This window comes from Streptomyces sp. NPDC048106 (genome assembly GCF_040706415.1).
Classification (GTDB): Bacteria; Actinomycetota; Actinomycetes; order Streptomycetales; family Streptomycetaceae; genus Streptomyces.
Window position 1 is genome coordinate 1 of sequence record NZ_JBEZND010000049.1, and the last position, 25107, is coordinate 25107.

The 25107-nt window shown below is 73.7% G+C and carries 24 protein-coding genes; 7 read left to right on the plus strand and 17 right to left on the minus strand.

What is annotated here, in order from left to right:
* Window positions 1-94 precede the first annotated feature (94 nt).
* The 3 genes from AB0927_RS34535 to AB0927_RS34545 all read right to left on the minus strand — a co-directional run bounded on the left by AB0927_RS34535 (window position 95) and on the right by AB0927_RS34545 (window position 2714).
* Entirely contained in the window at window positions 95-673 is a 579-nt protein-coding gene (locus AB0927_RS34535) for a histidine phosphatase family protein (protein ID WP_366671764.1), read from the minus strand.
* A gap of 72 nt (window positions 674-745) precedes the next feature.
* Window positions 746-1189, minus strand: coding sequence for a GNAT family N-acetyltransferase (locus AB0927_RS34540; protein WP_366671765.1), 444 nt, complete (start codon window positions 1187-1189; stop codon window positions 746-748).
* Between the two features lie 91 nt (window positions 1190-1280).
* The gene (locus AB0927_RS34545; RefSeq protein ID WP_366671766.1) at window positions 1281-2714 is read right to left on the minus strand and encodes a PLP-dependent aminotransferase family protein; all 1434 of its coding nucleotides are present in this window, start codon (window positions 2712-2714) and stop codon (window positions 1281-1283) included.
* On the opposite strand from AB0927_RS34545, the gene AB0927_RS34550 reads away from it, so the two are divergent.
* A complete protein-coding gene (locus AB0927_RS34550) occupies window positions 2713-3651 on the plus strand; it encodes a DMT family transporter (protein ID WP_366671767.1) in 939 nt (312 codons plus the stop codon). The two genes, AB0927_RS34545 and AB0927_RS34550, sit on opposite strands and share 2 nt — an antisense overlap.
* 20 nt (window positions 3652-3671) lie before the next feature.
* Complete coding sequence (locus tag AB0927_RS34555; protein ID WP_366671768.1) at window positions 3672-3869, plus strand: DUF1918 domain-containing protein; 198 nt, start codon at window positions 3672-3674, stop codon at window positions 3867-3869.
* Window positions 3870-3897: 28 nt separating this feature from the next.
* Here AB0927_RS34555 and AB0927_RS34560 read toward each other — a convergent pair whose 3' ends face one another.
* The gene (locus AB0927_RS34560; protein WP_366671829.1) at window positions 3898-5220 is read right to left on the minus strand and encodes a family 10 glycosylhydrolase; all 1323 of its coding nucleotides are present in this window, start codon (window positions 5218-5220) and stop codon (window positions 3898-3900) included.
* 180 nt (window positions 5221-5400) lie between these two features.
* Between AB0927_RS34560 and AB0927_RS34565 the strand changes: the two genes are divergently transcribed.
* On the plus strand, window positions 5401-6261 hold the full coding sequence (locus tag AB0927_RS34565; RefSeq protein WP_366671769.1) for a 3-hydroxybutyryl-CoA dehydrogenase: 861 nt from the start codon (window positions 5401-5403) through the stop codon (window positions 6259-6261).
* A 219-nt stretch (window positions 6262-6480) separates the two neighbouring features.
* Window positions 6481-6741, plus strand: coding sequence for a hypothetical protein (locus tag AB0927_RS34570; protein ID WP_366671770.1), 261 nt, complete (start codon window positions 6481-6483; stop codon window positions 6739-6741).
* Window positions 6742-6752: 11 nt separating this feature from the next.
* Here the strand turns inward: AB0927_RS34570 and AB0927_RS34575 are convergent, their stop codons facing one another.
* The 3 genes from AB0927_RS34575 to AB0927_RS34585 all read right to left on the minus strand — a co-directional run bounded on the left by AB0927_RS34575 (window position 6753) and on the right by AB0927_RS34585 (window position 9939).
* Window positions 6753-7289, minus strand: a complete 537-nt coding sequence (locus tag AB0927_RS34575) for an NUDIX hydrolase (protein WP_366671771.1) — start codon at window positions 7287-7289, stop codon at window positions 6753-6755.
* 65 nt (window positions 7290-7354) lie between these two features.
* Window positions 7355-8695, minus strand: a complete 1341-nt coding sequence (locus tag AB0927_RS34580; protein ID WP_366671772.1) for a transcriptional regulator — start codon at window positions 8693-8695, stop codon at window positions 7355-7357.
* 194 nt (window positions 8696-8889) lie between these two features.
* A complete protein-coding gene (locus AB0927_RS34585) occupies window positions 8890-9939 on the minus strand; it encodes a PP2C family protein-serine/threonine phosphatase (RefSeq protein WP_366671773.1) in 1050 nt (349 codons plus the stop codon).
* A gap of 278 nt (window positions 9940-10217) precedes the next feature.
* Between AB0927_RS34585 and AB0927_RS34590 the strand changes: the two genes are divergently transcribed.
* Window positions 10218-12002 (plus strand): LamG domain-containing protein, encoded by a 1785-nt coding sequence (locus AB0927_RS34590; RefSeq protein ID WP_366671774.1) that lies wholly within the window; start codon window positions 10218-10220, stop codon window positions 12000-12002.
* An 81-nt stretch (window positions 12003-12083) separates the two neighbouring features.
* Here AB0927_RS34590 and pheT read toward each other — a convergent pair whose 3' ends face one another.
* The 7 genes from pheT to infC form a co-directional block, all read right to left on the minus strand.
* Complete coding sequence (pheT, locus tag AB0927_RS34595) at window positions 12084-14606, minus strand: phenylalanine--tRNA ligase subunit beta (RefSeq protein WP_366671775.1); 2523 nt, start codon at window positions 14604-14606, stop codon at window positions 12084-12086.
* Window positions 14606-15727: a phenylalanine--tRNA ligase subunit alpha gene (gene pheS / locus AB0927_RS34600; protein ID WP_366671776.1), complete on the minus strand. Its 1122-nt coding sequence runs from the start codon at window positions 15725-15727 to the stop codon at window positions 14606-14608. The genes pheT and pheS overlap by 1 nt, the downstream gene beginning before the upstream one ends.
* Window positions 15728-15855: 128 nt before the next feature.
* Complete coding sequence (locus AB0927_RS34605; RefSeq protein ID WP_366671777.1) at window positions 15856-16995, minus strand: ATP-binding protein; 1140 nt, start codon at window positions 16993-16995, stop codon at window positions 15856-15858.
* Between the two features lie 51 nt (window positions 16996-17046).
* Entirely contained in the window at window positions 17047-17907 is an 861-nt protein-coding gene (locus AB0927_RS34610; protein ID WP_366671778.1) for an RNA methyltransferase, read from the minus strand.
* 97 nt (window positions 17908-18004) lie between these two features.
* Window positions 18005-18388, minus strand: a complete 384-nt coding sequence (gene rplT, locus AB0927_RS34615; RefSeq protein WP_037651207.1) for a 50S ribosomal protein L20 — start codon at window positions 18386-18388, stop codon at window positions 18005-18007.
* A 98-nt stretch (window positions 18389-18486) separates the two neighbouring features.
* On the minus strand, window positions 18487-18681 hold the full coding sequence (rpmI, locus tag AB0927_RS34620) for a 50S ribosomal protein L35 (protein WP_004933563.1): 195 nt from the start codon (window positions 18679-18681) through the stop codon (window positions 18487-18489).
* Window positions 18682-18795: 114 nt separating this feature from the next.
* Entirely contained in the window at window positions 18796-19434 is a 639-nt protein-coding gene (gene infC, locus AB0927_RS34625; RefSeq protein ID WP_366671830.1) for a translation initiation factor IF-3, read from the minus strand.
* A 378-nt stretch (window positions 19435-19812) separates the two neighbouring features.
* Between infC and AB0927_RS34630 the strand changes: the two genes are divergently transcribed.
* The gene (locus AB0927_RS34630; protein ID WP_366671779.1) at window positions 19813-20169 is read left to right on the plus strand and encodes a DUF1844 domain-containing protein; all 357 of its coding nucleotides are present in this window, start codon (window positions 19813-19815) and stop codon (window positions 20167-20169) included.
* Between the two features lies 1 nt (window position 20170).
* On the opposite strand, the gene AB0927_RS34635 is transcribed toward AB0927_RS34630, so the two are convergent.
* From AB0927_RS34635 to AB0927_RS34645, 3 genes are read right to left on the minus strand one after another with little or no spacing between them, the layout of a single operon-like run.
* Window positions 20171-20902, minus strand: coding sequence for an SseB family protein (locus AB0927_RS34635; protein WP_366671780.1), 732 nt, complete (start codon window positions 20900-20902; stop codon window positions 20171-20173).
* 11 nt (window positions 20903-20913) lie between these two features.
* Window positions 20914-22119: a type VII secretion-associated serine protease mycosin gene (gene mycP / locus AB0927_RS34640; protein ID WP_366671781.1), complete on the minus strand. Its 1206-nt coding sequence runs from the start codon at window positions 22117-22119 to the stop codon at window positions 20914-20916.
* Window positions 22116-23396 carry a hypothetical protein gene (locus AB0927_RS34645; RefSeq protein WP_366671782.1) on the minus strand — a complete coding sequence of 427 codons (1281 nt, stop codon included), beginning with the start codon at window positions 23394-23396 and terminating at the stop codon, window positions 22116-22118. The genes mycP and AB0927_RS34645 overlap by 4 nt, the downstream gene beginning before the upstream one ends.
* 505 nt (window positions 23397-23901) lie before the next feature.
* Here AB0927_RS34645 and AB0927_RS34650 point away from each other — a divergent pair.
* Window positions 23902-25104 carry an amino acid deaminase/aldolase gene (locus AB0927_RS34650; RefSeq protein ID WP_366671783.1) on the plus strand — a complete coding sequence of 401 codons (1203 nt, stop codon included), beginning with the start codon at window positions 23902-23904 and terminating at the stop codon, window positions 25102-25104.
* The last annotated feature ends 3 nt before the right edge of the window (window positions 25105-25107 follow it).

Here is a 25107-nt window from a genome sequence, read left to right on the forward strand (position 1 = left end):
GCCGAGCGTGGGGGAGTCGGCGACCGACGACAACGCCGCAGATCGGCGTGCCGGACCCCGCGTCTGCGCCAAGATCCGCCGGACACCCCCTAGCCTAGACGGCCGGGCTCTCGAAGCGGAGGTTCCAGCGGCCTCCGCGGCCCGTGAGGGTCGTGGTCGACAGGGGGCGGATGTCGAGGTTCCAGTAGGTGGCGGGCGGGGCCTTCAGGGCGTAGACGACGGCCGCGCGGATCACCGAGGGCTCGGCGACCGCGACGATGCGGGCGCCGTCGTCGGCGGGGCGGGTGTCGAGCCAGCCGCCGGCCCGGGAGATGAAGGCGAGCAGGGACTCGCCGCCGTGCGGGGTGGCGCGCGGGTCGGCGAGCCAGGCGTCCACCGCCGCCGGCTCGCGGGCCATCGCCTCGCCCAGCGTCAGCCCGCGCCAGCGCCCCATGTCGCAGTCGCGCAGCGCGAGCTGGGCCAGCGGGGCATAGCCCAGGGCGTCGCCGGTGGCGCGGCTGCGCGGGGTCGGCGAGCAGTAGCGCAGCTCGGCGGCGGCCAGCGGCACCAGCTCCCCGGCGGCGCGCCGCACCTCGTCCCAGCCGGCCTGGTCCAGCGGCCGGTCGTCGTCGAACCGCTCCGCGAGCAGCGGCGCACTACGCGCGGCGGCGACGAACGTCACCCTCAGTGGCATGCGGTGATGGTGCGGCCGTGCGGGACGGAGGTCAAGGTGTACGCCGGTGCGTCACCGACAGCGAGCGGCCGGTCACTCGGGGCGGTGGACCATCCACATCTCGGGACGCTCCAGCGAGGTGAAGCCCAGCTTCGCGTAGACGCCGTGCGCGTCCTCGGTGGCGAGCAGGACGCGGCGCACGCCGAACGCCGCCAGGTGGTCGCGGACCCGGGCGACGAAGGCGGTGCCCACGCCCTTGCCGCGCACCGAGCGGTCCACGTACACATCGGCGAGCCAGGCGAACAGCGCCCGGTCGGTGACCCCGCGCGCATAGGCCACCTGCGCGCCGGAGGCCGTGTCGTAGACCCCGTAGTTGATCGAGGACGCCATGGCCTCCTCCTGCTTCTCGCGGGTGCGGCCCATCGCCCAGTAGGCGTCGGTCGACAGCCAGCGGTGGACCAGGCCGACGTCGACGCGGGCGGTGTCGGTGGAGAACTCGTAGCCTTCGGGGAGACGGAGTCGGGATGTGTCGCTCATCCCGTGATCGTCGCAGGCCCGGCTCGCGGAGGCGAGCCCGGCAACTCCCGTACGGCGCACCGGTGGTGCCCCGGCTCCCGGTCCGGCGCCCCTACCGCACCTCGTCCCGCGCCGCCCGCAACCGCCGTACCCCCTCGCCGATCTCCCCGAGGCCCGCCACCGCCGCGAAGCTCAACCGGGCGTAGGGCGCGGGGGGTTCGGCGCTGAAGTACGGGCGGCCCGGGGTGAGGGCCACGCCCGCGCGCAGGGCGGCGGCGCTGAACGCGTCGTCGTCGGTGCCCTCGGGCAGCCGCGCCCAGAGGTGGTAGCCGCCGGACGGGACGTGGGGCAGGGCGAGTTCGGGCAGGTGCCGGGCGAGCGCGCTCGTCATGACGTCGCGGCGCTCCTTCAACTCCGCCGACAGCGACCGGAGATGGCGGGGCCAGGCCGGTGAGCCGACGAGTTCGAGCGCGGCCTCCTGCAACGGGCGGGGAACGAAGAAGGAGTCCACCACCTGGATGGCACGCAGCCGTTCGAGCACCGGCCCGTGCGCGGCCAGCGCGCTCACCCGGAAGCTGGGCGAGGTCGCCTTGGTCAGCGAGCCGACGTGCACCACCACGCCGTCGGGATCGTCGGCGGCCAGCGGGCGGGGCAGCGGACCGGCGTCGGCGTGCACGAGGCGTCGTACGAAGTCGTCCTCGACGACGAAGGCACCGGCCGCGCGGGCGATGCGCAGCACCTCGGTCCGCCGGTCGGGGGCGAGGACCGCGCCGGTCGGGTTCTGGAAGAGGGGCTGGCAGACGAACACCCGGGCGCCGGTGGCCCGGAAGGCGTCCGCGAGCAGGTCGGGGCGTACGCCGTCGCGGTCCACCGGTACCGGGACCGGGCGCAGGCCGCCCGCGCGGGCGAGGGCCAGCATGCCCGGGTAGGTGGGCGACTCGACCAGCACCGGGGCACCGGGCGGGGCGAGCGCGCGCAGGGCGGTGGCCAGCGCGGACTGGCCGCCCGCCGCGATCAGCACCTCGGCCGCGGTGACCGTGCCGCCGATCTCGCGCGCGAACCATTCCCGCAGCTCCGGCAGGCCCTCCAGCGGCGGCCGCCCCCAGGCGCCGGGCCGTCGCCCCGCGCGGGCGAGGGCCGCCGCCATGGCCCGCTCGGGCTGGAGCGAGGGGTGCGGATAGCCGCCGTTGAACTCCAGCACCCCGGGCGGCGGGGCGGCCAGCGAGACGGTGACCCCGGTGGCGTCCACCGTGCGCGGTACGAGATCGGCGGCGCCCTCGGCGCTCAGCGCGACCTCCTGCCAGGAGGTGTCCCCGGCCGGTGCCCCGGTCGCCCGCGGCCGGGCCCGGAAGGCGCCCGCGCCGGGCCGGGTGACGACCAGCCCCTCGGCGACCAGTTGGGCGAGCGCCCGCGAGACGGTCACCGGGCTCACCCGGAACCGCTCGACCAGCGCCCGACTCGACGGCAGCTTTCCACCCGGTGAGTAGCGGTCCAGCTCCCTTCGCAGCTGTTCCGCCAGTTCCCCCACACTGCTACGCTCATGCATGAAGACACAGAGTAGCGCTACTGATGCCGGGCCGATAGCGGTCCCCGCTCCCCGGACAGAGCACGGGACAGAGCACCTGGCAGAGCACCGGACGCTCGGCACCGTGCTAGCCGCCCTCGGCGTCGCCTCCTTCTCCCTCACCTTCCCGGCCACCGCCTGGGGCCTGGAGGGCTTCGGCCCCTGGACGCTGGTGACCCTGCGCAGCGTCCTGGCCGCCCTGGTCGCGGGCGGCGCCCTGCTGGCGCTGCGGGTCCGGCCGCCCGAGCGGCGCCGGCTGCGCGGACTCGCCGTCGTCGCCCTCGGTGTGGTGCTCGGCTTCCCGACGCTGACCACGCTCGCGCTGCGCACCTCCACCACCGCGCACGCGGCCGTCGTGGTGGGCCTGCTGCCGCTGACCACGGCCGTGTGCTCGGCGCTGCGCACCGGCCACCGGCCCTCCCGCCGGTTCTGGGTCGCGGCGGTGGCGGGCGCGGTGGCGGTGCTGGCCTTCACGATCGTCCAGAGCGGGGGCGCGCTCACCGCGGCCGACGGCTATCTCTTCGCCGCCCTCGTGGTGTGTGCCGCCGGCTACACCGAGGGCGGGCTGCTCGCCCGGGTCATGCCGGGCTGGCAGGTCATCGGCTGGGCGCTGGTGCTGTGTCTGCCGCTCACGCTGCCCGCCGCCGCGGTGGCGCTGGCGTACGAGCCGTACCAGGTGAGCGCGCACTCCGTCGCCGGTCTGCTGTGGGTGGCGCTGGGCTCGCAGTTCCTCGGTCTTGTCGTCTGGTACCGGGGCATGGCGGCCATCGGGGTGCCCCGGGCGAGCCAGTTGCAGTTGGCCCAGCCCCTGCTCACACTGGTGTGGTCGGCGCTGCTGCTGGGCGAACACTTCACGACGGCCGCTCCCCTGACCGCCGTCGCCGTGCTCGTGTGCATCGCCGTCACCCAGCGCTCGTGATCGTTGAGGAGGGCCTGGAGATGCGCGCATCCAAGGGCGACCGGCTTGTCCAGCACGGCAGGGTGGTCGGCCAACACGACCAGGAGTCCGAAGTCGTCGAGGTGATGGGGCAGGAGGGCAATCCGCCCTACCGGGTCCGTTTCTCGGACGGGCACGAGGCCATCATGTCCCCGGGGCCCGACTGCCAGGTCAAGCACAAGGAGGACCGGCAGCGGTAGGCCGCCGGTCCGGCGGGCGGCCGGCGGTTCAGCGGGGCGGGCTCGCCGCTCGCGTGTAGTGGTCCTCGACCACGCGCCGCATCGCCCCGACCGGATCGGCCGCCACGTCCTGGGCGGCGAAGAACACATGCCCCTCCACCTGCGGCCGGCGGGCGGCGAGGGTGAGGTGCCGGGACAGCTCCGCCGGGTCCTGCCAGGCGGCTGGACGGCCGTCGGCCCCGGCGGCCCCGGCCCGGTACAGGGCCTCGCCGATGTACAGCCGCGTCCCGGTGCCCTCGGCGACCCGCGCCCACCAGTCGAGCAGCGTCGCGTAGTCCGCACCGCTCGCGCCGATCTCCCAGTACAGCTGGGGTGCGACGTAGTCGATCCAGTGCTCGCGGACCCATCTGCGGGTGTCGGCGTACAGGTCGTCGTACGTCTGGGCGCCCGCGTCCGTGTCGGAGCCGAGCGGGTCGGTCGTGGCGTTGCGCCACACCCCGAAGGGGCTGATCCCGAACCGGGTGCCGGGCCGGACCCGCTTGATGCCCGCCGCCATCTCCCGCACCAGCCGGTCGATGTTGTCCCGCCGCCAGTCGGCCCGGCTGGTGAAGTCGCCGCGATGGCGTTCGTACGCGTCGTCGTCCGCGAAGTCCTCCCCGTCCTCGGGATAGGGGTAGAAGTAGTCGTCGAAGTGGACCGCGTCGACGGGGTAGCGGGCGACCGCGTCGAGGATCGCCCGCCGCACGAAGGCGCGCACGGCGGGCAGGCCGGGGTTGTAGTAGAGCTTGCCGCCGTACGGCACCGCCCAGTCGGGGTGGACGCGCGCCGGGTGGCCGGCGATGAGGCGGCCCGGATCGGTGTGGTTCGCGATCCGGTACGGGTTGAACCAGGCGTGCAGCTGAAGCCCCCGGGCGTGGGCCTCGCGCACGGCGGTGCCCAGCGGGTCCCAGCCGGGGTCGCGGCCCTGGGTGCCGGTGAGGAACTGCGACCAGGGCTCGTACGGCGAGGGCCACAGCGCGTCGGCGGTGGGCCGCACCTGGAGGATCACCGTGTTCAGCCGGTTCCGTACCGCCCGGTCGAGGTGGACGAGCAGCTCCGCGCGCTGCGCGGCGGCGGTGAGCCCGGGACGCGAGGGCCAGTCGCGGTTCTCGACGGTCGCCATCCACTCGCCCCGCATCTCGGTGAGCGCGCGGGCGCCGGGCGCCCCGGTGGCGCCCTCGGCCCCGGCCGTCCCGGCCCCGCCCGCCCTGCTCCCGGCGCGCCCGCCCGCCGTGGTTCCGGGGCGCCCGACCTCGGCGGTCCCGGCCCCCGCACCGCATCCGGCCGTGGTCAGCGCCGACAGCGTGGCCAGGGCGAAGGCCCGGCGTGGCATGGGTCCCATCGGCCACTTCCCTACGTTGCGGATCCGCTCGGTCACGGATGGTCTCCGTGGCCAAGAATGCCCGCACCCACACGATCGATCATCGATACTTCGCGGTAACGTGCACGATCGGAGCAGGCACCAAAACCCGGAGGTCTGCCAGCCAAGCCGGAGAACAGCGAAGGGGACGATGTGACCGACATCGAGCGCGTCGGAGTCGTGGGCTGCGGCCAGATGGGCGCGGGCATCGCCGAGGTGTGCGCCCGCGCGGGCCTGGACGTCAAGGTCGCCGAGACCACCGGCGAGGCCCTGGAGATCGGCCGTACCCGGCTGTACAACTCCCTGTCCAAGGCGGCCGAGCGCGGCAAGATCTCCGAGGAGGAGCGGGCCGACACCCTGGCGCGGCTCAGCTTCACCACGGACCTCGGCGAGTTCGCCGACCGCGACCTCGTGATCGAGGCGGTCGTGGAGAGCGAGGCCGTGAAGACGGAGATCTTCCAGGTGCTGGACCAGGTGGTGACCCGGCCGGACGCGATCCTGGCCTCCAACACCTCCTCCATCCCGCTGGTCAAGCTCGCGGTGGCCACCTCGCGCCCGGACCACGTCGTCGGCATCCACTTCTTCAACCCGGCCCCGGTGCAGAAGCTGGTCGAGCTGATCCCCGCGCTCACCACCTCCGAGGGCACCCTCAGCCGGGCCCAGGCCTTCGCGGAGAAGGCGCTCGGCAAGCACGCCATCCGCGCCCAGGACCGCTCCGGCTTCGTGGTGAACGCGCTGCTCGTGCCCTATCTGCTCTCCGCGATCCGGATGTTCGAGTCGGGCATCGCCAGCCGCGAGGACATCGACAACGGCATGGAGATGGGCTGCGCCCACCCGATGGGCCCGCTGCGGCTGTCCGACCTGATCGGCCTGGACACCATCGTCTCCATCGCCAACTCGATGTACGCCGAGTACAAGGAGCCGCTGTACGCCGCTCCCCCGCTGCTCCAGCGCATGGTCGAGGCGGGCCGGCTCGGCCGCAAGACCGGCTCGGGGTTCTACGCCTACAACTGATCGCCTTCTTTCCGCACGGCTGATCACACTCAGCTACCAACGGATGTGCCCGGCACCGGACCCGGTGCCGGGCACATCCGTTTCACACACCGTGTGCGCGCCGGGCCCGCACACACCCATCACACACGCTCCCCACGCGACCACCAGGCGAGTTCACTCTTCATGCGCATGCAAGGGGGTATGGAACCCCCCCGTTCGACTACGGAAAGGAGTGGACCCGTGACCGGCGATCCGGAGCATCCCGTGGTCCATGGAGAACTCGCAGAGTTACGGCGCCGGCTGGACGTGGCCTACGCCCGCGTCGAGGGCGGTCTCGCGCTGCTCGGTCACCGCACCGAGGAGACCGCCAAGGAGGTGGACGAGCTGAACTCCCGGATGGTCTCGCTGGAACACGCACGCTGGCCGCTGCCCTCGCTCGCCGCACTGACCGCGCTCGGCGCGCTCGTGGTGACCATCTGGGGCGCCCTGCGCGCCCATTAGCCCTCGGCCGGTCAGCCCTCGGCGAGCCTGAGGTGGTGCAACAGCAGTAACGCGGCCGCCATGTTGGCGGCCGGGACCTCCCCACGGGCGATCAGGTCGGGGACGAGCTTGAGGGGCACCCACTCCCGGCGGTCCGACTCGAAGTCGTCCACGGGGTGTCCGAGGTACTCTCCCCGGTCGGACCAGTAGATGTGGTGCCGGGCGTCGGTGAGGCCGTTGGACGGCTCCACCGTCATCAGGTGGTGCAGGGGCCCCGGCCGCCAGCCGGTCTCCTCCTCCAGTTCCCTGGCGGCCGCGCTCGCGATGTCCTCGCCGTCCTCGACCACGCCGGCGGCCAGTTCCCAGCCCCAGCTGTCGGTGATGAAGCGGTGCCGCCACAGCAGCAGGACCTCGTTGGCCTCGTTGACGACCGTGGCGACGGCCACCGGGCGCATCCGGATGAGGAAGTGGTCGAGGTGCCGGCCGTCGGGCAGCTCGACATCTGCGAGATTGACGCTGAACCAGCGGTTTTCATACACCGCTTGTTCGCTCTGTTTCGTCCATTGCACGGTTCTGCCACCTTTCGCCGAGTAGGTGGCAATATCGCAGCAGGGGCCGTGCGCCCACAGGGCGCCTACAGGGGCACGCGCAGCGCCCCGTCGATGAGTTCGGCGGCCTCGGTGGTGCCGGGCGAACCCCAGCGCGCCAGTTGGGCGCGCACCGCGCGCAGCCGGTCGCGCATCCGCTGGGACTCCATGCCGCGCGCCTGCTCGGCCATCCGTACGGCGGTGGCCACGGCCTGCTCGGCATTGCCCTGGCGCAGCTCGATGGTGCTGAGCATGGCCAGCCGGTGCACCCGCCCCCGGTCGTGGGCGGGGGTGTCCACCGCGGCCGCCGCGTGCTCCCGGGCGGCGGCGAGTTCACCCAGGCTGAGCAGTGCCTCGGCGACCTGCACGTTGACCAGGCCCGGCTGCACATAGCCGGTCTCGTCGGGTTCGTGGCCGCGCCGGATGCGTTCGGCGGCGCTCTCCGCGCGCCGGATGCAGGCGAGGGCGTTGCCCGCGTCGCCCAGGTGCGCGTACGCCTTGGCCTGCATGGCGTACAGGTCGGAGGCGAGCGCCGGGGTGAGGAGCCGGCCGGCGGTGCGCAGGGCGGCCTCCGCGAAGGCCACCGCCTGCCGGTACTCCCGCATGAACAGCGACTGGTTGACCAGCAGCGCTATCACGTAGGCGCCGAGTCCCCGGTCCCCGCTGGCCTTCGCGAGCCGCAGCGCCTGGTGGAAGTAGCGCTGGGCGAGTCCGTGCGCGTCGGAGTCGTAGGCGCAGATCCCGGCGACGGCGACCAACCCGCCGGTGGCGCGGTGCAGTTGGCGGCCGGTGGCGTCGGTGTAGCTGCCGCGCAGCAGCGGCGCCGCCTCCGCGTTGAGGAAGCCGACGACGCGGGTGCGGGTCGCGATGCCGCCGGCCTTGCGGTACATCTGCTCGTAGTGGGCGCGGGCGGCGCGCAGCGTCTCGATGTCGGCCGCGGTGACCGGGTGTCTGCCGCCCCGGGAGACGTCGGTGTCCTCCGGTGGGTTCTCCCACTCCCACACGGGCATCACGGCGGGGGTGCCGGTGACGGCGGGGGCGCCCAGCACATGGGGGCGCTGCTGTTCGTCGGAGCGCCACAGGGCGGTGGCCCGTTCCACGAAGCCGGAGAGCGAGCCGGTGGGCGCGGCACCGGGCCGGCCGGGCACGCCGAGGCCGATGTCGTCCAGGGTGACGGGCCGGTGCAGCCGGGTGGCCAGCACCTCGCAGATCAGGTCGGGAACCTGGCCGCGTGGCCGCTGACCCTTCAACCATCGCGCCACGGCGGTGTGTTCGTAGCGGAGCGCGAGGCCCCGTCCGCGGCCGGCCTGGTTCACATGGGCGGCGAGACCGGCGTGCGAGATCCCCGCCTCGTCCAGGATGGCGTCAAGGAGAGTGTTGGGCTGCATGGGATGACCCCCGAGTGCCTGATGCCGTCAGCGTAGTGGTTCCGCGTTCACACGGGGTGTGAACCGAGTGCCCGCATCCGGGGTGTGCGCGCGCTGTCGCGGAGCGTGGCCGGGCCGGTTGACTGGCGGTCCTCCCCCGGAGGCCCGCCGGGCCACCTGCTCCCCCTCAGAAAGCGGTGGTCCGGCGGGAACCATCAGCCGTGCCTGGTGGTGGCGGGCCGGGCGCTCCCCCGCGCCTTCGGTGCCGGTCCCCGCTCGTTGCGCAGCACCATGAAGGCCACATCGTCGGTGGGGGTGCCGCCCGTGTGCCGCAGCACCGCGGCGAAGAGGTGGTGCAACACCCGCCGGGGCGAGGCGGGTTGCTCGCGTACGGCGGCGCACAGGGCCTCGGGCAGGGCGAAGAACCGGCCCCGGGCGTCCCGGGAGTCCTCGGCGCCGTCGGTGAACAGGACCAGCGACTCGGCGGGCCGCAACGGCCCGCAGGCGCGCGGCGTGAGGTCCGCCGGGAGCGGGAACAGGCCCAGCGGGGGCAGCGGTTCGTCGCGGGCGAGGGGCTCGACGGTGGTGCCGGCGAGCCGGTAGGGCCAGGGATGGCCGCAGTTGAGGGCGGCCAGCGCGCCGTCCGGACGGATCTCCAGGAGCAGGACGGTGACGAACTCCTCGGTGACCGGGTCGTCGAGGTCCGCGATGCCCCCGGTCGAGGGGGACTCGGGGTCGGCCCGTTCCCTCAGGTGCCGGGCGAACGCCCGCTCCAGCCGGCGCAGCACGCCGTCGAGCCCGGCCTCGTCGTGGGCGGCCTCGCGGAAGCTGCCGAGGAGGGCGGCGACGGGGCCGAGGGCGGCCAGACCGTGCCCGCGCACGTCGCCCATCACCACCCGCACCCCGTGCTCCGTGGCGATGGCCTCGTACAGGTCGCCGCCGACGCTCGCGCCCGGGTCGGCGGACAACTGGGCGGCAACGACGCCGAGTCCGTCGAGGCTCGGGGACGGCGGTCGCAGTACGGCGCTCTGCGCGACCCGCGCCGTGCGCCGGGCCAGCCGCAGCTCCCGCAGCAGCGCGCGCCGCCCGTGGAACATCAGCCCTGAGCCCACGGCGAAGCACACGCCGTTGGTGACGACCCGGGTGCCGAGCCCTTCCTGCGTGGCGGCCGGGCAGCAGACCTTGTAGACCACCGCCAGGGCTCCCCAGAGCATGGGGAGCACGGCTCCTCGCGCGGTGGGTGCCCGTCCCTTGATGCGGATCATGCCTCTCTCCCCCATGGAGAGTCCCTGACAGAGCAGACGGACCGGCCTTGAATGGCCGGTTCGATTCTTTCGACGGCATGGCCCGGACGCCTTATTCACCTCCGATGACCACTCGAACGAGTGAGAAAGCGCAGGTGGGAGTGCATTTATGCACCCAACGACCGGACGCCGGAAGGTTTTTGCGCCAACGACTCACCCCCCTGGAGTCGAACTTCCGTTCTAGGCTGAGGCGTTCCCACGGGCTCGGCCCTCCGCACCGCACGCACCCGGGAGGAAATTTGCACGTCAGATCCCTCGCCCGTACCGCGCTGATCGCCACGCTCGCGTCGGCGATCGGCGCGGTGACGCCCTGGGCGTCGGCCGCCGAGAACCGGCTGCCGGACCGGCCGTCGACGGAGAACCTGATCACGGGGCCGGTCCCCTGTGACGTCACCCAGGCGAGCGTCCTCGGCGACAGCCCGTCGCTGTTCGCGCGGCTGGACGACCCGGACGGCGACCAGCTCACCGCCCAGTTCGAGGTCGCCTGGAACGACGCGGACGGCACCCCGCACCGACTGCGCGGCAGCACCGGACCGGAGCCCTCCGGCATCTACACCTCGTGGGAGGTGCCGGACTCCGTCCCCCGCGACACCGTGGTGCAGTGGCGTGTGCGCGCCTACGACGGGCTCGGCTACGGCCCCTGGAGCGACTCCGACCAGCAGGGGACGTGCCTCTACACGGTTCCCGCCCTGTCCCCGCCGGTGGCGGCCTGGCGGCTCGACGACCCCTCCGGTTCCGCGTACGCGGCGGCGTGGGCGGGGCCCTACCGGGGGCTGGGCGGGCCTGGCGTCCAGTTCGGGGCGACGGGACCCAACCACGTCGAGCGGGCCGCCGCGTATCTCGACGGCGGCCCCGCCGGCGACATTCCCATGGGCGGAGGCGTGGTGGACCCCACGCGCGCCTTCACCGCCGGAGTGTGGGTGGCTCCCGACGCCACCGGCCGGGACATGGCGGCCCTCAGCCAGACCGGCGGTCTCGACAGCACGCCCGGCTTCACCCTCGGCGCGACCACCGGCGCGGACGGGAAGCCCGCCTGGGGCTTCACCCTGCCCTCGGCGGACGGACGGACCCGTATCACCGCCGGCACGCCGAAGACCGGCCAGTGGACCTACCTCGCCGGCGCGTACGACCCCGCGACGGGCACCGCCCGGCTCTACGTGGACGGCGCACTGGCGGCCACCGGGGAGGCGGCGGTGCCCGCGGACACCCTCATGTCGAACTTCCTCATAGGCGCGGACTCCGACGGCTACACCGTCGCGCACACGTGGCAGGGATCCCTGGCGGACGTCAGGGTGTGGGACCGCGACGTCACCCCCGCCGAGATCGCCGCGCTGAGCCACGCCAGGCCCCGGCCCGCCAACCACTGGCAGATGCAGACCGTCAAGCCCTTGTGGGACGGGCTGTCGGGCATCCCCGAGGCGGACGACCACGCCGACCTCGTCCTCCACGGCGATGCCCACGTCACCACCGAAGACCCCCTGGCGGGAAGCGGCGACGTCACGCTCGACGGTGCCGGCGACTACCTGGAGAGCGACGTCTCGGTGATGGACAGCAGCGCGAGCTGGGCCGTCTCCGCGAAGGTCCGGCTGCACGGCGTCCCCGACCGGGACATGGCCGTCCTCTCGCAGGCCGGCGTGAAGACGGACGCGTTCACCCTCCGCTACCACGCGGCGGACCGGACCTGGCACGCCGTGCTCGCCCACGCCGACGAGGCGGAGCCCGCCACGACGGAGCTCGGCGGACCGGCCCCGGACGGTACGGCGACCCTGCTGCTCCAGTACGACGCGCGGGCCGGTGCGGTCCAGCTCTACGTGGACGGCACCCTGGCCGACAGCGCGCCCTACGCGGCGGCCGACGCCTGGGAGGCCTGGAGCTACTTCCAGGTCGGCCGGGACTCCGCCGCCGACGGTGCCGGGGCCCATTACCTCGACGGCGACGTCGACGAGCTGCGCACCTGGGAGGGAGCCCTTTCCGCCGAGGAGGCCGAGGCGGCGTTCCAGGACGGGGAAGGACCCGCGCTGTGACCGGCGTACCCCGGACATGAACGGAGCGGCCGGCCACGGATCTCCGTGGCCGGCCGCTCCGCGGGACCGGGTCCCGGTGGTTCAGCCGCGCAGTACGGCCCCGGTGCGCTCGCCCGCCAGGGCGACCGCCGCGTCCCGGGCCGCCGACGCCTCGTCCACCGTCAGCGTCCGGTCGGGAGCGCGGAAGCGCAGCGCGTAGGCGAGCGACTTGCGGCCCTCGCCCAGCTGCTCGGCGTTCTCGTAGACGTCGAACAGCCGGATGGACTCCAGGAGTTCACCCGCGCCGGCACGCAGCGCGGCCTCGACCTCGGCCGCCGGCACCGGCTTGTCGACCACGAGCGCGACGTCCTGCGTGGCGACCGGGAAGGTGGAGATGCCCGGCGCCATCGGGATGCCGTCGCCGGCCTCCTCCAGGGCGTCCAGGTCCAGCTCCATCGCGCAGGTGCGCTCGGGCAGGCCCAGCGCCTTGACGACGCGCGGGTGCAGCTCGCCCGCGTGCCCCACGACCCGCTCGGCGCCGTCGGCCACGACGACCAGCTCGGCGCAGCGGCCCGGGTGCCAGGGGCCGTATTGACCCTTGCGGGTGGCGAGTTCGGCACCGGCCTCGCGGGCCACGGTGCGCGCGGCCTCGATCGCGTCGGACCAGTCGGCCGGGCGGCCCTTGCCCCACCAGCCGGCCTGCTCCCGGGCGCCCGTGAGGACGACGGCGGCGTGCCGCGGCTGCTCGGGCAGCGCGGCGTTCAGCTCCGCGATCTCCTCGTCGGTGGGACGGCGGTCGACCGGCAGATGCGTGGCGGCGCCGCGCCCCTCGCGCGGGTGGAAGACCAGCCCGGTCTCGAACAGGGCCAGGTCGTGCGCGCCCCGGCCGCTGTTGCGCCGCAGCGCGCCCAGCAGGCCCGGCAGCAGCGTCGTACGGAGCGCGGGCTCCTCGTCGCTGAGCGGGTTGACCAGCTTCACGACCCGGCGGGCCGGGTCGTCGGAGTCCAGGCCGAGCTGGTCGAAGACCTGCTCGCCGATGAACGGGTAGTTCAGCGCCTCGACGTAGCCCGCGCCGGCCAGCGCGCGGCCGATGCGGCGGTGCAGCCGCTGGCGGGCGGTCAGACCGCGGCCCGCCGGGGGCTTGGGCAGGGTGGAGGGCAGGTTCTCGTAGCCCTCCAGCCGGATGACCTCTTCGGCGAGGTCGTTCGGGTCCGTCAGGTCGGGCCGCCAGGACGGGACGGTGACGATCAGCTCGTCCTGACCGTAGACGTCGCAGCCGACCTCCTGGAGGCGGCGTACGACGGCCTCGCGGCCGTAGGCGACGCCCGCGACCTTGTCCGGGTGGTCGGCCGGGATGGTGATGGTGCGCGGCGCGGAGGGCGCGAGGACCTCGGTGACGCCCGCCTCGGCGGTGCCGCCCGCGAGCAGCACCAGCAGGTCCACGGTGCGCTGGGCGGCGGCGGCCGCGGCCGCCGGGTCCACCCCGCGCTCGAAGCGGCGGGATGCCTCGGTCAGCAGCTTGTGGCGGCGGGCCGTGCGCGCGATGGAGACCGCGTCGAAGTGGGCGGCCTCGATCACCACGCCGGTGGTCGCGTCCGCCCCGTCCGCGACGGACTCGTGGTCCGCGATCTCCGTGTTGGCGCCGCCCATCACGCCCGCGAGGCCGATGGGGCCGCGCTCGTCCGTGATGACCAGGTCCTCGGCGTGCAGCTTGCGCTCGACGCCGTCGAGGGTGACGAGCTTCTCGCCCTCCGCGGCGCGGCGCACGCCGATGGTGCCCTGGACCAGCCCGCGGTCGTAGGCGTGCAGCGGCTGGCCCAGCTCCATCATCACGTAGTTCGTGACGTCGACGGCCAGCGAGATCGGGCGCATGCCGACCTTCTGGAGCCGGCGCTGGAGCCAGATCGGCGAGCGGGCCTCGGGGCGCAGACCGGTGACGGTGCGCGCGGTGATGCGGTCGCAGCCGAACGGGTCGGAGACCTGGACCGGGTAGCCGTACGCGTTCGGCGCCGGCACGTCGATCAGGGCGGGGTCGCGCAGCGGCAGGCCGTAGGCGATGGCGGTCTCGCGGGCGACGCCGCGGATGGACAGGCAGTCGCCGCGGTTGGCGGTGACGGCGATGTCCAGGACCTCGTCCACCAGCTCCAGGAGCTCGATGGCGTCCTTGCCGACCTCGGTCTCCGGCGGCAGCACGATGATGCCGTGGGTGTTGTCCTCGCCCATGCCCAGCTCGTCGCTGGAGCAGATCATGCCGTGCGAGACCTTGCCGTAGGTCTTGCGGGCGGCGATGGAGAAGCCGCCGGGCAGGGTGGCGCCGGGCAGCACCACGACGACCTTGTCGCCGACCGCGAAGTTGCGGGCGCCGCAGACGATCTCCTGGGGCTCGCCGGTGCCGTTGGCCTGGCCGACGTCGACGGTGCAGAAGCGGATCGGCTTCTTGAAGCCGTCCAGCTCCTCGATGGTCAGCACCTGGCCGACGACCAGGGGGCCCTTGAGGTCGGCGCCGACCTGTTCGACCGTCTCGACCTCCAGACCGGCCGAAATGAGCTTGGCCTGGACGTCACGGCCGGTCTCGGTGGCCGGCAGGTCGACGTACTCCCGCAGCCAAGAAAGCGGGACCCGCATCAGATCTCCATCCCGAAGGGCCGGGTGAACCGGATGTCACCCTCGACCATGTCTCGCATGTCTTCGACGTTGTGGCGGAACATCAGCATCCGCTCGATGCCGAACCCGAAGGCGAAGCCGCTGTACTTCTCCGGGTCGACGCCGCAGGCGGTGAGCACCCGCGGGTTGACCATGCCGCAGCCGCCCAGCTCGATCCAGCCCTCGCTGGAGCAGGTGCGGCACGGGCGGTCGGGGTTGCCGACGGACTCGCCCTTGCACACGTAGCAGAGCATGTCCATCTCGGCGCTCGGCTCGGTGAAGGGGAAGAAGTTCGGGCGCAGCCGGGTCTTCATGCCCTCGCCGAACAGCGACTGGACCATGTGGTCCAGGGTGCCCTTGAGGTCGGCCATGGTCAGGCCCTCGTCCACGGCGAGCAGCTCGACCTGGTGGAAGACGGGCGTGTGGGTGGCGTCCAGCTCGTCGGTGCGGTAGACGCGGCCGGGGCAGATCACGTAGACCGGCAGCTCGCGGCCGAGCAGCGAGCGGATCTGGACGGGCGAGGTGTGGGTGCGCATGACCACACCCGACTCGGCGCCGCCGTCCGGGCCCTTCACGAAGAACGTGTCGGCCTCGCCGCGGGCCGGGTGGTCCGGGCCGATGTTCAGGGCGTCGAAGTTGAACCACTCGGCCTCGGCCTGGGGGCCCTCGGCGACCTCGTAGCCCATGGCCACGAAGATGTCCTCGATGCGCTCGGACAGCGTGGTCAGCGGGTGGCGGGCGCCGGCCGGGACGCGGTCGTACGGCAGCGTGACGTCGACGTCCTCCTCGACCAGCACCCGGGCGTCGCGCTCCGCCTCCAGTTCGCTCTGGCGGGCCGCGAGCCCCTTGTTGACCGCGCCGCGGGCCATGCCGACGCGCTTGCCCGCGTCGGCCTTGGCGTGCGGGGGCAGGGCGCCGATCTCCCGGTTGGCGAGCGAGAGCGGGGACGCCGGACCGGTGTGGGCCACCTTGGCCTCGTGGAGCGCGTCGAGGGAGTCCGCGGCGGCGAAGGCGGCGAGCGCCTCGTCCCGCATGCGCTCGATCTCTTCCGGTTTCAACGCCTCGACCTCGACAGGGTCGTACGACTTATTGGGTGCCGACATCTCTTCCCGTGCTTCCGATTGGCTGGCGGATGGTCCCCGTCACCGACTCGCGAGGGCCGCGTGCAGGACACAAAGGTGCCAAAGGCCGAGTCTAACGGGGTGGAGGGTGACGAAGAGCCCGTGGGCCGCTAGGCGAGATACGCCGGGGCGCTCACGGGCAACGTAAATCGGAACTCGGCGCCGCCGCCGCGGGCGCGGCCGACCGTGATGGTGCCGCCGTGGGCCTCGACGATGCCCTTGACGATGTACAGCCCGAGTCCGGTGCCGCCGCGCTTGCTGCCCCGCCAGAAGCGGGTGAAGACGCGGTTCATGGACTCCTCCGGGATGCCGGGCCCCTCGTCGCTCACCGTGACCGACGTGCCGGTGTCCTCGCCCTCGCGGGGGGACGCCGTGGGCGTGATGTCGATGGTGACGGTTCCCTCGCCGTGCCGCACGGCATTTTCCAGGAGGTTGCTGAGCACCTGGTCGATCTTGTCGGGGTCGGCCCACAGCGCGGGCAGCGGCTGCTCGATGCGCAGCAGGAAGCGCCCGGCGCTCTGGCCGGCGGCGACGTACGCCTGGATGTGGCGGGAGACGGCGGCCCCTATGTCGACGGGCTGCCTGCGCACCTCCAGTCGTCCCGAGTCGATCCGGGAGATGTCCAGCAGCTCGGCGATGAGCCGGGTCACCCGGTCGGCGTCGGCGTCGACGGTCTCCAGCATCAGCCGCTTCTGGTCGTCGGTGAACCGCTCCCACTTGGCGAGGAGGGTGGCCGTGAACCCCTTCACGGAGGTCAGCGGGGAGCGCAGTTCGTGGGCGACGGTGGCGATCAGCTCGGCGTGGCTGCGCTCGGTGCGGCGGCGGGCCTCGGTGTCCCGCAGGCAGATGATCAGACGGTGCACGGGGCCGAGGGGCTCGGCGCGGACGTACCGGACGGTGACGAGCACCTCCCGGCCGCCGGGCAGCAGCAGATTGCGCTCGGGCTGCCGGGTCCGTGTGGAGAGGCCCCCGTAGGGGTCGGTGAGCTGCCACCAGCGGCGCCCCTCCAGGTCCTCTAACGGCAGCGCCTTCTCCAGCGGCTGCCCGAGGGCCTCGGCGGCGGAGACGGCGGTGATGCGCTCCGCGGCCGCGTTGAAGCCGACGACGCGGCCCCGCTCGTCGGCGACGACCAGTCCGTCGGGGAGCTGGTCGGGATCGGGTCCGCCCCCGTCGTCCCGGGCGCGTCCGGACGCGACGGCGCCTCGCGCGTCCTGTCCCTCCGGCCCGGTGCTCGTGCCGGCCACACTCATCCCCGTACCCCACCTCTCATATGGCGCAGGGCCCCCGAGCTGGCCACCCTACTAGCTCTGCGTGAGGGAACGGCACCCTCCGCGGGCGCGCTGGGCGCGCGCCGAGGCGTACAGGCACACCGCGGCGGCCGTGGCCAGGTTCAGGCTCTCGGCCTTGCCGTGGATGGGCACCCGCACGACGGCGTCGGCGAGGGCCCGGGTCTCCTCCGGCAGTCCCCAGGCCTCGTTGCCGAACACCCAGGCGGTCGGGTCGCCCATGGTGCCCTTGTCCAGTTCCTCGTCCAGGTCGCGGTCGCCCGCGCCGTCGGCGGCGAGGATGCGCACGCCGGCGTCCTTGAGCCGCTCGATGGCCTGCTCCACGGGGACGCCGACGGCGACCGGCAGGTGGAACAGTGAGCCGACGGAGGCGCGTACGGCCTTGGGGTTGTACAGGTCCACGGAGGCGTCGGTGAGGACGACGGCATCGGCGCCGGCGGCGTCGGCGCAGCGCAGCACGGTCCCCGCGTTGCCGGGGTCGCGGACGTGCGCGAGCACGGCGACCAGCCGGGGGCGGGCGGCGAGGATGTCCTCGAACGGGGTGTCCAGGAACCGGCAGACGCCGACGAGGCCCTGCGGGGTGACGGTGGTCGAGATGTCGGCGATGACGTCCTCGGAGGCGAGGTGCAGCCGGGCGCCGACGGCACGGGCCTCGCCGACGATGTCGGCGTACCGCTCCGCGGCCTCGACGGTGGCGAACAGCTCGACGAGCGTCGCCTGCCCGCCGTCCCGGTGCGCCGCCGCCTCCCGCACGGCCTGCGGCCCCTCCGCGAGGAACAGCCGGTCCTTCCCCCGGAAGTTCCGCTTGGCGAGCCGGCGCGCCGCGGCGACACGGGCGGAGCGGGGGGAGATCAGCTCGGGAGTTGCGGGGGGCATCCTCTACTTCACCTTCGGAGAGTCTTCTCAACGACAGGACCCGCAAGCCATACAGCCTGCGGGTCCCGGTACTACGACGGCTGGTGCCGGCGCGGCGTCACGCGGCCTTCGGCGCGTTGACGTCCGACGGCAGCGCCTTCTGCGCGACCTCGACGAGCGCGGCGAACGCGTTCACGTCGTTGACGGCCAGCTCCGCCAGGATCTTGCGGTCGACCTCGACGTTCGCGGCCTTCAGACCCTGGATGAAGCGGTTGTAGGTCATGCCGTTGGCGCGGGCAGCGGCGTTGATGCGCTGGATCCACAGCTGACGGAAGTCGCCCTTGCGCTTCTTGCGGTCGTTGTAGTTGTAGACCAGCGAGTGGGTGACCTGCTCCTTGGCCTTGCGGTACAGGCGCGAACGCTGACCGCGGTAGCCGGAGGCCTGCTCCAGGATCGCCCGGCGCTTCTTGTGGGCGTTGACTGCCCGCTTGACGCGTGCCACTTGTTAACTCCTTGTAGCGGGGTCGTGGGGGTCTTCACACGACCCGGAAACGATTGGGTCCCGGTCCAGACGCACGGCGCTCACAGGGCGCCGCGGCGTCACTTGCCGAGAAGCTTCTTGATCTTCGCGGCGTCGCCCGGGGCCATCTCGGCGTTGCCGGTGAGGCGGCGCGTCACGCGGGACGACTTGTGCTCGAGCAGGTGGCGCTTGCCGGCGCGCTCGCGGAGCACCTTGCCGGAGCCGGTGACCTTGAAGCGCTTGCTGGCACCGCTGTGCGACTTGTTCTTCGGCATAGCGCCGTTCTCTCCTCGTCGGTGGCGCTCCGGTGCCCGGTCGCGAAAACCGGGCACGGTGGAGCGTCGCTCTTGTTTCGGTTACATCCTCGGGAGCCGTGCGGCTCCCCGGGATCACGCCTCGGCAGGCTCCTCGGACGGCGCCTCGGCCTCAGCGGGGTTCTGCGACTTGCCGGGGTTCGCCTTCGCGTCGGCCTTGCGGGCCTCCTGCGCCTGACGGGCCTCGGCCATCGCCTCGGTCTTCTTCTTGTGCGGACCGAGGACCATGATCATGTTGCGGCCGTCCTGCTTCGGGTTCGACTCGATGAACCCGAGGTCCTGGACATCCTCCGCCAGGCGCTGCAGCAGTCGGTAGCCCAGCTCGGGCCGGGACTGCTCGCGACCACGGAACATGATCGTGATCTTGACCTTGTCGCCCTGCTTGAGGAACCGGACGACGTGACCCTTCTTGGTGTCATAGTCGTGCGGGTCGATCTTCGGCCGGAGCTTCATCTCCTTGATGACCGTGTGCGCCTGGTTCTTGCGCGCCTCACGGGCCTTCATGGCCGACTCGTACTTGAACTTCCCGTAGTCCATGAGCTTGCACACGGGCGGACGGGCGTTCGCCGCGACCTCGACCAGGTCCAGGTCGTACTCCTGCGCAAGCTCCAGTGCCTTCGCAAGCGGCACGATGCCGACCTGCTCGCCACTGGGACCGACAAGTCGCACCTCGGGAACGCGAATCCGGTCGTTGATGCGGGGCTCGGCGCTGATGGATCCTCCTCGGATAGCACCACGCGACGGCCTGGCGGACTGCCGCGTAACATCTGTTCGTCAGACCAACCGCGCCGGAGCAGAAAAAATGCCCCGGACGATCACAGGCGGGGCTCCTCACTACCGGAGCACCGCCGCGGTGAACGCGGGGCGCACATCGGGCGGCTCCATCGTCCGTACGGAACGATGGCTGCCGCCTGACCGGATGACCCGCCGTCCCGGAGGACGGATCGGGTGGGAGATCGGAGCCTCCACTTGTGGGCCGAACACACACGAGGCGGATCCGGCCGGTCGTCCACCAGGTTAGCAGGACGGCTTGACAAGGGCTAATCGGACGGGCGTCACCGGCACCTCGGCAGGCCGCTTAGGGTGTGGGGCATGAGTGAGACCCCTCCTGAGAACCCCGACTTCGACGCGATGGCCCGCGATATCGCCGAGGTCCCCGCCGTCGAGGTGATCGTGACGGTCGCCGTCAACCTGATGAGCGCCGCGGCCGTGAAGCTCGGGCTCAGCGAGGAGGGCGACACCTACAAGGACCTCGACGAGGCCCGCAAGCTGATCACCGCCCTCGCCGGCCTGCTGGACGGCGGCGCGACCGAGATCAGCTCCTTCCACGCGGCCCCGCTGCGCGACGGCCTGAAGTCGCTCCAGCTCGCCTTCCGCGAGGCCTCGATCGTCCCGGACGAGCCGGGTCAGGGGCCGGGCGAGAAGTACACCGGGCCGGTCTACGGCTGACCTATTCCTTCACGTACAGGGGCTCGCCCGGAGGCGTCGTCCCGGCCGGCAGCAGTGCCAGGTCGAGGCCGCGCACCAGGCGGGCCCTCAGTGTCTCGTCGGCGGCAAGCCGGCCGGCGAGCGCGCGGGCGGTCTCGGCGGGCGGGGCGGACGGGTCGAGGACGAGGGCGAGGGTGCCGTCGGCCCGGCCGGGGGCGAGGTGGGCGCGCCGCACGGCCGGCTCGGCCGCCACCACCGCACGCACGGCCTCGGTCACGGCCGGGTCGGCGAGCGGGTCGGTGCTGGTGCGGCCCTCGGCGAGGGCGAGCAGCGCGGGCCCGGTCAGCTCGAACGGCACCGGTCCCGCGAGGTCCAGCACGACCGTGTCGGCTTTCTCGTGCGCGGCGGCCTGGAGCGCCTGGTGCAGGGGCACGGCGACCGGGCGGGCCGCGGGGTCCCAGCGGGCCAGGGACTCGGTGGAGGTGAAGGCGGGCAGCGCGGTGCGGTCCCCGGCCTTCAGCGTGGGGACGGCCATGTCGCTGGTCTTCTCGCGGCGCAGCCCGTTCTCGTCCTCCTCGACCTCCCCGAGCACGGCGACCACGGGCACCAGCAGCCGGGCGCCCTTCAGCGCCTCCAGGACCGGGCCGACGGCGGTGCGGTCCTCGGCCCACGCGACGAGCGCGGCACCGAGCCGGGGGTCGGCGGAGCCGTCGTCGTCGGAGTAGCCGGGGTCGGGGATGTTCTTGTTCGCCACGGTCACCGACCCTATCGGGGGAAACGGTCCGGCGGTTCGGCGGGCCGCCGCTCGCCCCACGAGGGCTGTCTGCGCCCGCGCCACAGGATCACGCCCGCGACCAGCAGCACCCCGCCGGTCCCGCCCGCGAGGGGCGCCGCCCAGTCGGCGGTGGAGCCGGTGGCCCGGGGGGCGTCCGGGCCGGAGCCGAAGTACTTGCGCGGGTATGTCGCCGGGCGCGGGTCCTCCGGCTTCAGCCGGTCGGCGCCCCGCAGCGCCGCGACCGGGTCGATCGTGCCGTAGCCACGGGAGTCGTCACGGCCGCCGGCCGGCGGGCTGCCCGCGGTGTCCTCCAGGAGCGTCTTGATCTGGGCCGGGCTCAGTCCCGGGTGGGCGGACTTGATCAGCGCGGCCACGCCGGAGACGAAGGCGGAGGCGGCCGAGGTGCCCCAGCCCTCGTAGTACTTGTGGTCGGGGTCGGCGATGACGACGTCGACGCCCGGCGCGCTGACCGCGGCGTACCAGCGGCGGGTGGAGAAGGCGGCGCGGGTGCCGTAGCGGTCCACGGCGGTGGCGACGATGACGCCGGGGTAGGCGGCCGGGTAGGAGACGTGGTCGCCCTTGTCGCCGCCGTTGCCCGCGGAGGCGACCACGACCACGCCCTTCTTCAGGGCGTACTGCACGGCCTCGTCCTCGCCGGGTTCGGGGTGGGCGGAGGCGGAGTCGTCGCCGAGGGAGAGGTTGATGACGTCGGCGCCGTGGTCGGCGGCCCAGCGGATGCCGTCGGCGAGGGCGGTGCCGCGGCTGGTGCGGGCCTTGGCGCGGGCGGGGTCGCTGTCCTCCAGGATCACCCGCACGGGCAGGATCTTCGCCTCGGGGGCGACGCCCATGACGCCGTCGGAGCCGCCGGGTCCGTGGCCGTGGCCGGCGATGATGCCGGCCATGGCGGTGCCGTGCCTGCCCCAGGCGCGGTCGCCGGGCCGGGCGCCGAAGCCGATCAGGTCGTGGGCGGGCAGCACGTTGCCGACGAGGTCGGGGTGGTCCTCCTGGACGCCGGTGTCCAGGACGGCCACGGTGGCGCCCTGGCCCCTGGTGGTGTGCCAGGCCTGGTCGACGTGGAGGGCGGACAGGCCCCACTGCTGGGCGCGGATGCTGTCGGCGTGCGCGTCGGTGGCCGTGAGCAGGGTGAGGGCGCCGGCGAGCAGGGCGCTCACCGCGGCGCCGGAGTGGCGCTTCATGAGGGTCTCTTCGTCGCGGTGGAGCCGATGGTCCCGAGCAACCGCCGTTCGATCCGCCCGGCCAGCCCGCGTGCCTCGGTGCCGAGGCCGGACTGGGCCTGCGGGGTGGTGGCGCCGGACCGTACGGCGTCGGCGGCGGGCTGGGGGGTGTCGACGCTCCGGCCGTCGGCCCAGCCGGAGACGGCGTACACGACGACGGGGGCGTCGGTGCGCACGGAGATGGTCCAGGTGGCGCGCTGGTCGTCGCCGAAGCCGGCCGCGGGGGTGTTCCCGGCGGCGTACGGGCGGGGCATCAGGTCCGCGCGTTCGGCGAGGTGCTGGGTGCGGAAGCGGGTGGCGAGCGCGGACATGGCGGCGGGGTCGGCCTTGGTGAACAGCAGGCCGACGGTGGTCACGTAGCTCTGGGTGGCGTCCGTGTAGGTCGCGCGCAGCAGCCGCCGGCAGCCGACGCCGGCGAGCACCTTGCGCAGCAACGGGTCGAACGCGTCGGCACACCCGCTGTCCGGGGCGACGGCCACCCGCGTCCACGTCCGGTCCGCCCCGCCGGGCCCGGCCCCCGCGCCCCGCACGACGGGCGGGAACAACGTGTCGACGGGCACGCTGTGCCACGCGGGCACGGCCGCGGCGAACCCCCGCGCACCGCCGTCCCCGTGGTCCCCCGCGAGCCAGCTCCCGGCGACGGCCCCGCCGACGAGCCCGAGACCCAGCACGAGACAGACCCCGGCGACGGCGGTCCGTCCCCGCCCGCGTTCGCGGAACACCTCGGGCTCCCCGAACGACACGTGGGGCCGGCCTGCGTCGCTCAGCCGGTTCCGGAGCGCGCCGGAGACGGGACCGGGGCCGGGGCCGGGCGGGTTCACGGCAGGAGGCGCGGCAGGGACCGGCCGCAGCCGGGTCGTCGTCTCCGAGTCGTCCTCGGCGGGCACCGCCCCACCGGGGCCGGAACCGGGGCGATGCGGGTCCTCCGCGGCCGGGGGGACCGGGCGGAGCCGGGTCGTCGTCTCGGAGGGGTCCTCGGCGGGGCCGGAACCGGGGCGGTGCGGGTCCTCCGCGACCGGGGGGACCGGCCGCAGCCGGGTCGTCGTCTCGGCGGCGGTCTCCGCGGGCGCCGCCGCGCGCCGGGGCGGCAGGCCCGGTGGTATGGGCCCCCCGGGGTCTTCCGCGCCGGTGCCACGAGGCCGTTGGCGGGGGCTCTCCGCACCGGCGCCGTCGCCGTGTGCCGCGCGGGGCGGGGCGTCGGGGAAGCGGGCGGAGGCCGGGGGCGGCGGGGGGCTCACGGGGTCGGCGCCCTCGGGGACGGTGTGGCGGCGCGGCGCGGGGCCCTGGTCCGTCCCGCTCGCCGGTCCCCGGCCGTCGGCGGGCCCTGACGGCGCGGAAACGGACGGCCCGTCAACGGAGCCCGGCGCACCGGCCCGCCCGGCCGCGGTCACCCGCGACCCGCCCGTGTTCCCGGCACCGGAAGGGCCGGCGTCGGCCGCGCCCGGAACGCCGCCGGCCGCGCTCCGGCTCGCGCCGGTCCGGGGGCCGGACGAGGACGCGGACCCGGGACCCGGTGGTACGGAGGCGTGGCGTGCTTCCGTGGTCATGCGTTCCCCGTTTCCTCGCGACCCGGGCCGTCTCCTCGTACCCGTACGACCGGACCGGCATCCCGGGCGGGTCCGCCGTACGTGCGCGTCACTCTACGGGTTGTCGGGGGCCGGGGCGGAACCAGTGCGGGAGGCCGCGGTACTTGCCCGGAACGTCCCTCTACCCTGCGGTAATCCCTTCTGGCAGGCTTCCGGCATGACTGCGCGTGCCGCCGACCGGGCCCGGTACGACCGGGCCACCGCCCATCTCGAAGCGCCGCTGGCGCTCGTGGACCTGGATGCCTTCGACGCCAACGCGGCCGATCTGGTCCGCCGCTCCGGCGGCAAACCGGTACGGGTCGCGAGCAAGTCCGTGCGCTGCCGCGCGCTGCTGGAGCGCGTCCTGGCCAGGGACGGCTTCCAGGGGATCATGTCGTTCACACTCGCCGAGTCGCTGTGGCTGGCGCGCTCGGGGTTCGACGACATCCTGCTGGCCTACCCCTCCGCCGACCGCTCGGGATACGCCGAACTCACCGCCGATCCCAAGCTCGCCGCCGCCGTCACCGTGACGGTGGACGACCCCGCGCAGCTCGACCTCATCGACGCCGCCCGCGACGGCGGACGCGAAGTGGTGCGCATATGCCTGGAGTTGGACACCTCGTTGAAGCTGCTGGGCGGGCGGGTGCGGATCGGCGCCCGTCGCTCGCCGCTGCACTCCCCGGGACGGCTCGCCGAGCTGGCCCGGGTGGTGACCGGCCGCCCCGGCTTCCGGCTCGTCGGGCTGATGGCGTACGAGGGCCATATCGCGGGAGTCGGTGACGCCGTCGCCGGGCGGCCGCTGCGTTCGCGGGCGATCCGGCTGATGCAGGCCGCCGCGCGCCGGGAGCTGGCCGAGCGGCGGGCCACGGCGGTGCGCGCGGTGCGGGCCGTCGCGCCGGACCTGGAGTTCGTCAACGGCGGCGGCACCGGCAGTGTGCAGCACACCGCCGCCGAGTCCGCGGTCACCGAGATCGCGGCCGGTTCCGGGCTGTACGTGCCGCGCCTGTTCGACAACTACACGTCCTTCAGCGGCCGTCCGGCGGCGCTGTTCGCGCTGCCGGTGGTACGGCGGCCGGGCGTGGGCGTCGTCACCGTGCTGGGCGGCGGCTACCCGGCCTCGGGCGCCGCGGGACCCGACCGGTCGCCGGTGCCGTATCTGCCGGAGGGGCTGGCGTACGACCCGCAGGAGGGCGCCGGCGAGGTGCAGACCCCGCTGCTCGGCTCGCCCGCCGACGATCTGCTGATCGGCGACCGGGTGTGGTTCCGGCATGCCAAGGCGGGCGAGCTGTGCGAACGGTTCGCGTCGCTGCACCTCGTCGAGGGCGACGAGGTGACCGCGACGGTGCCCACCTACCGGGGCGAGGGCCACACGTTCCTCTGAGGG

Excerpts from the sequence above, each read along its gene's own strand:
- AB0927_RS34535 (WP_366671764.1), bottom strand. The coding sequence starts at position 673 with ATGCCACTGAGGGTGACGTTCGTCGCCGCCGCGCGTAGTGCGCCGCTG.
- AB0927_RS34540 (WP_366671765.1), bottom strand. The coding sequence starts at position 1,189 with ATGAGCGACACATCCCGACTCCGTCTCCCCGAAGGCTACGAGTTCTCC.
- AB0927_RS34550 (WP_366671767.1), top strand. The coding sequence starts at position 2,713 with ATGAAGACACAGAGTAGCGCTACTGATGCCGGGCCGATAGCGGTCCCC.
- AB0927_RS34545 (WP_366671766.1), bottom strand. The coding sequence starts at position 2,714 with ATGCATGAGCGTAGCAGTGTGGGGGAACTGGCGGAACAGCTGCGAAGG.
- AB0927_RS34555 (WP_366671768.1), top strand. The coding sequence starts at position 3,672 with ATGCGCGCATCCAAGGGCGACCGGCTTGTCCAGCACGGCAGGGTGGTC.
- AB0927_RS34560 (WP_366671829.1), bottom strand. The coding sequence starts at position 5,220 with ATGCCACGCCGGGCCTTCGCCCTGGCCACGCTGTCGGCGCTGACCACG.
- AB0927_RS34580 (WP_366671772.1), bottom strand. The coding sequence starts at position 8,695 with ATGCAGCCCAACACTCTCCTTGACGCCATCCTGGACGAGGCGGGGATC.
- AB0927_RS34585 (WP_366671773.1), bottom strand. The coding sequence starts at position 9,939 with ATGATCCGCATCAAGGGACGGGCACCCACCGCGCGAGGAGCCGTGCTC.
- pheT (WP_366671775.1), bottom strand. The coding sequence starts at position 14,606 with ATGCGGGTCCCGCTTTCTTGGCTGCGGGAGTACGTCGACCTGCCGGCC.
- pheS (WP_366671776.1), bottom strand. The coding sequence starts at position 15,727 with ATGTCGGCACCCAATAAGTCGTACGACCCTGTCGAGGTCGAGGCGTTG.
- AB0927_RS34605 (WP_366671777.1), bottom strand. The coding sequence starts at position 16,995 with ATGAGTGTGGCCGGCACGAGCACCGGGCCGGAGGGACAGGACGCGCGA.
- AB0927_RS34610 (WP_366671778.1), bottom strand. The coding sequence starts at position 17,907 with ATGCCCCCCGCAACTCCCGAGCTGATCTCCCCCCGCTCCGCCCGTGTC.
- rpmI (WP_004933563.1), bottom strand. The coding sequence starts at position 18,681 with ATGCCGAAGAACAAGTCGCACAGCGGTGCCAGCAAGCGCTTCAAGGTC.
- AB0927_RS34630 (WP_366671779.1), top strand. The coding sequence starts at position 19,813 with ATGAGTGAGACCCCTCCTGAGAACCCCGACTTCGACGCGATGGCCCGC.
- mycP (WP_366671781.1), bottom strand. The coding sequence starts at position 22,119 with ATGAAGCGCCACTCCGGCGCCGCGGTGAGCGCCCTGCTCGCCGGCGCC.
- AB0927_RS34650 (WP_366671783.1), top strand. The coding sequence starts at position 23,902 with ATGACTGCGCGTGCCGCCGACCGGGCCCGGTACGACCGGGCCACCGCC.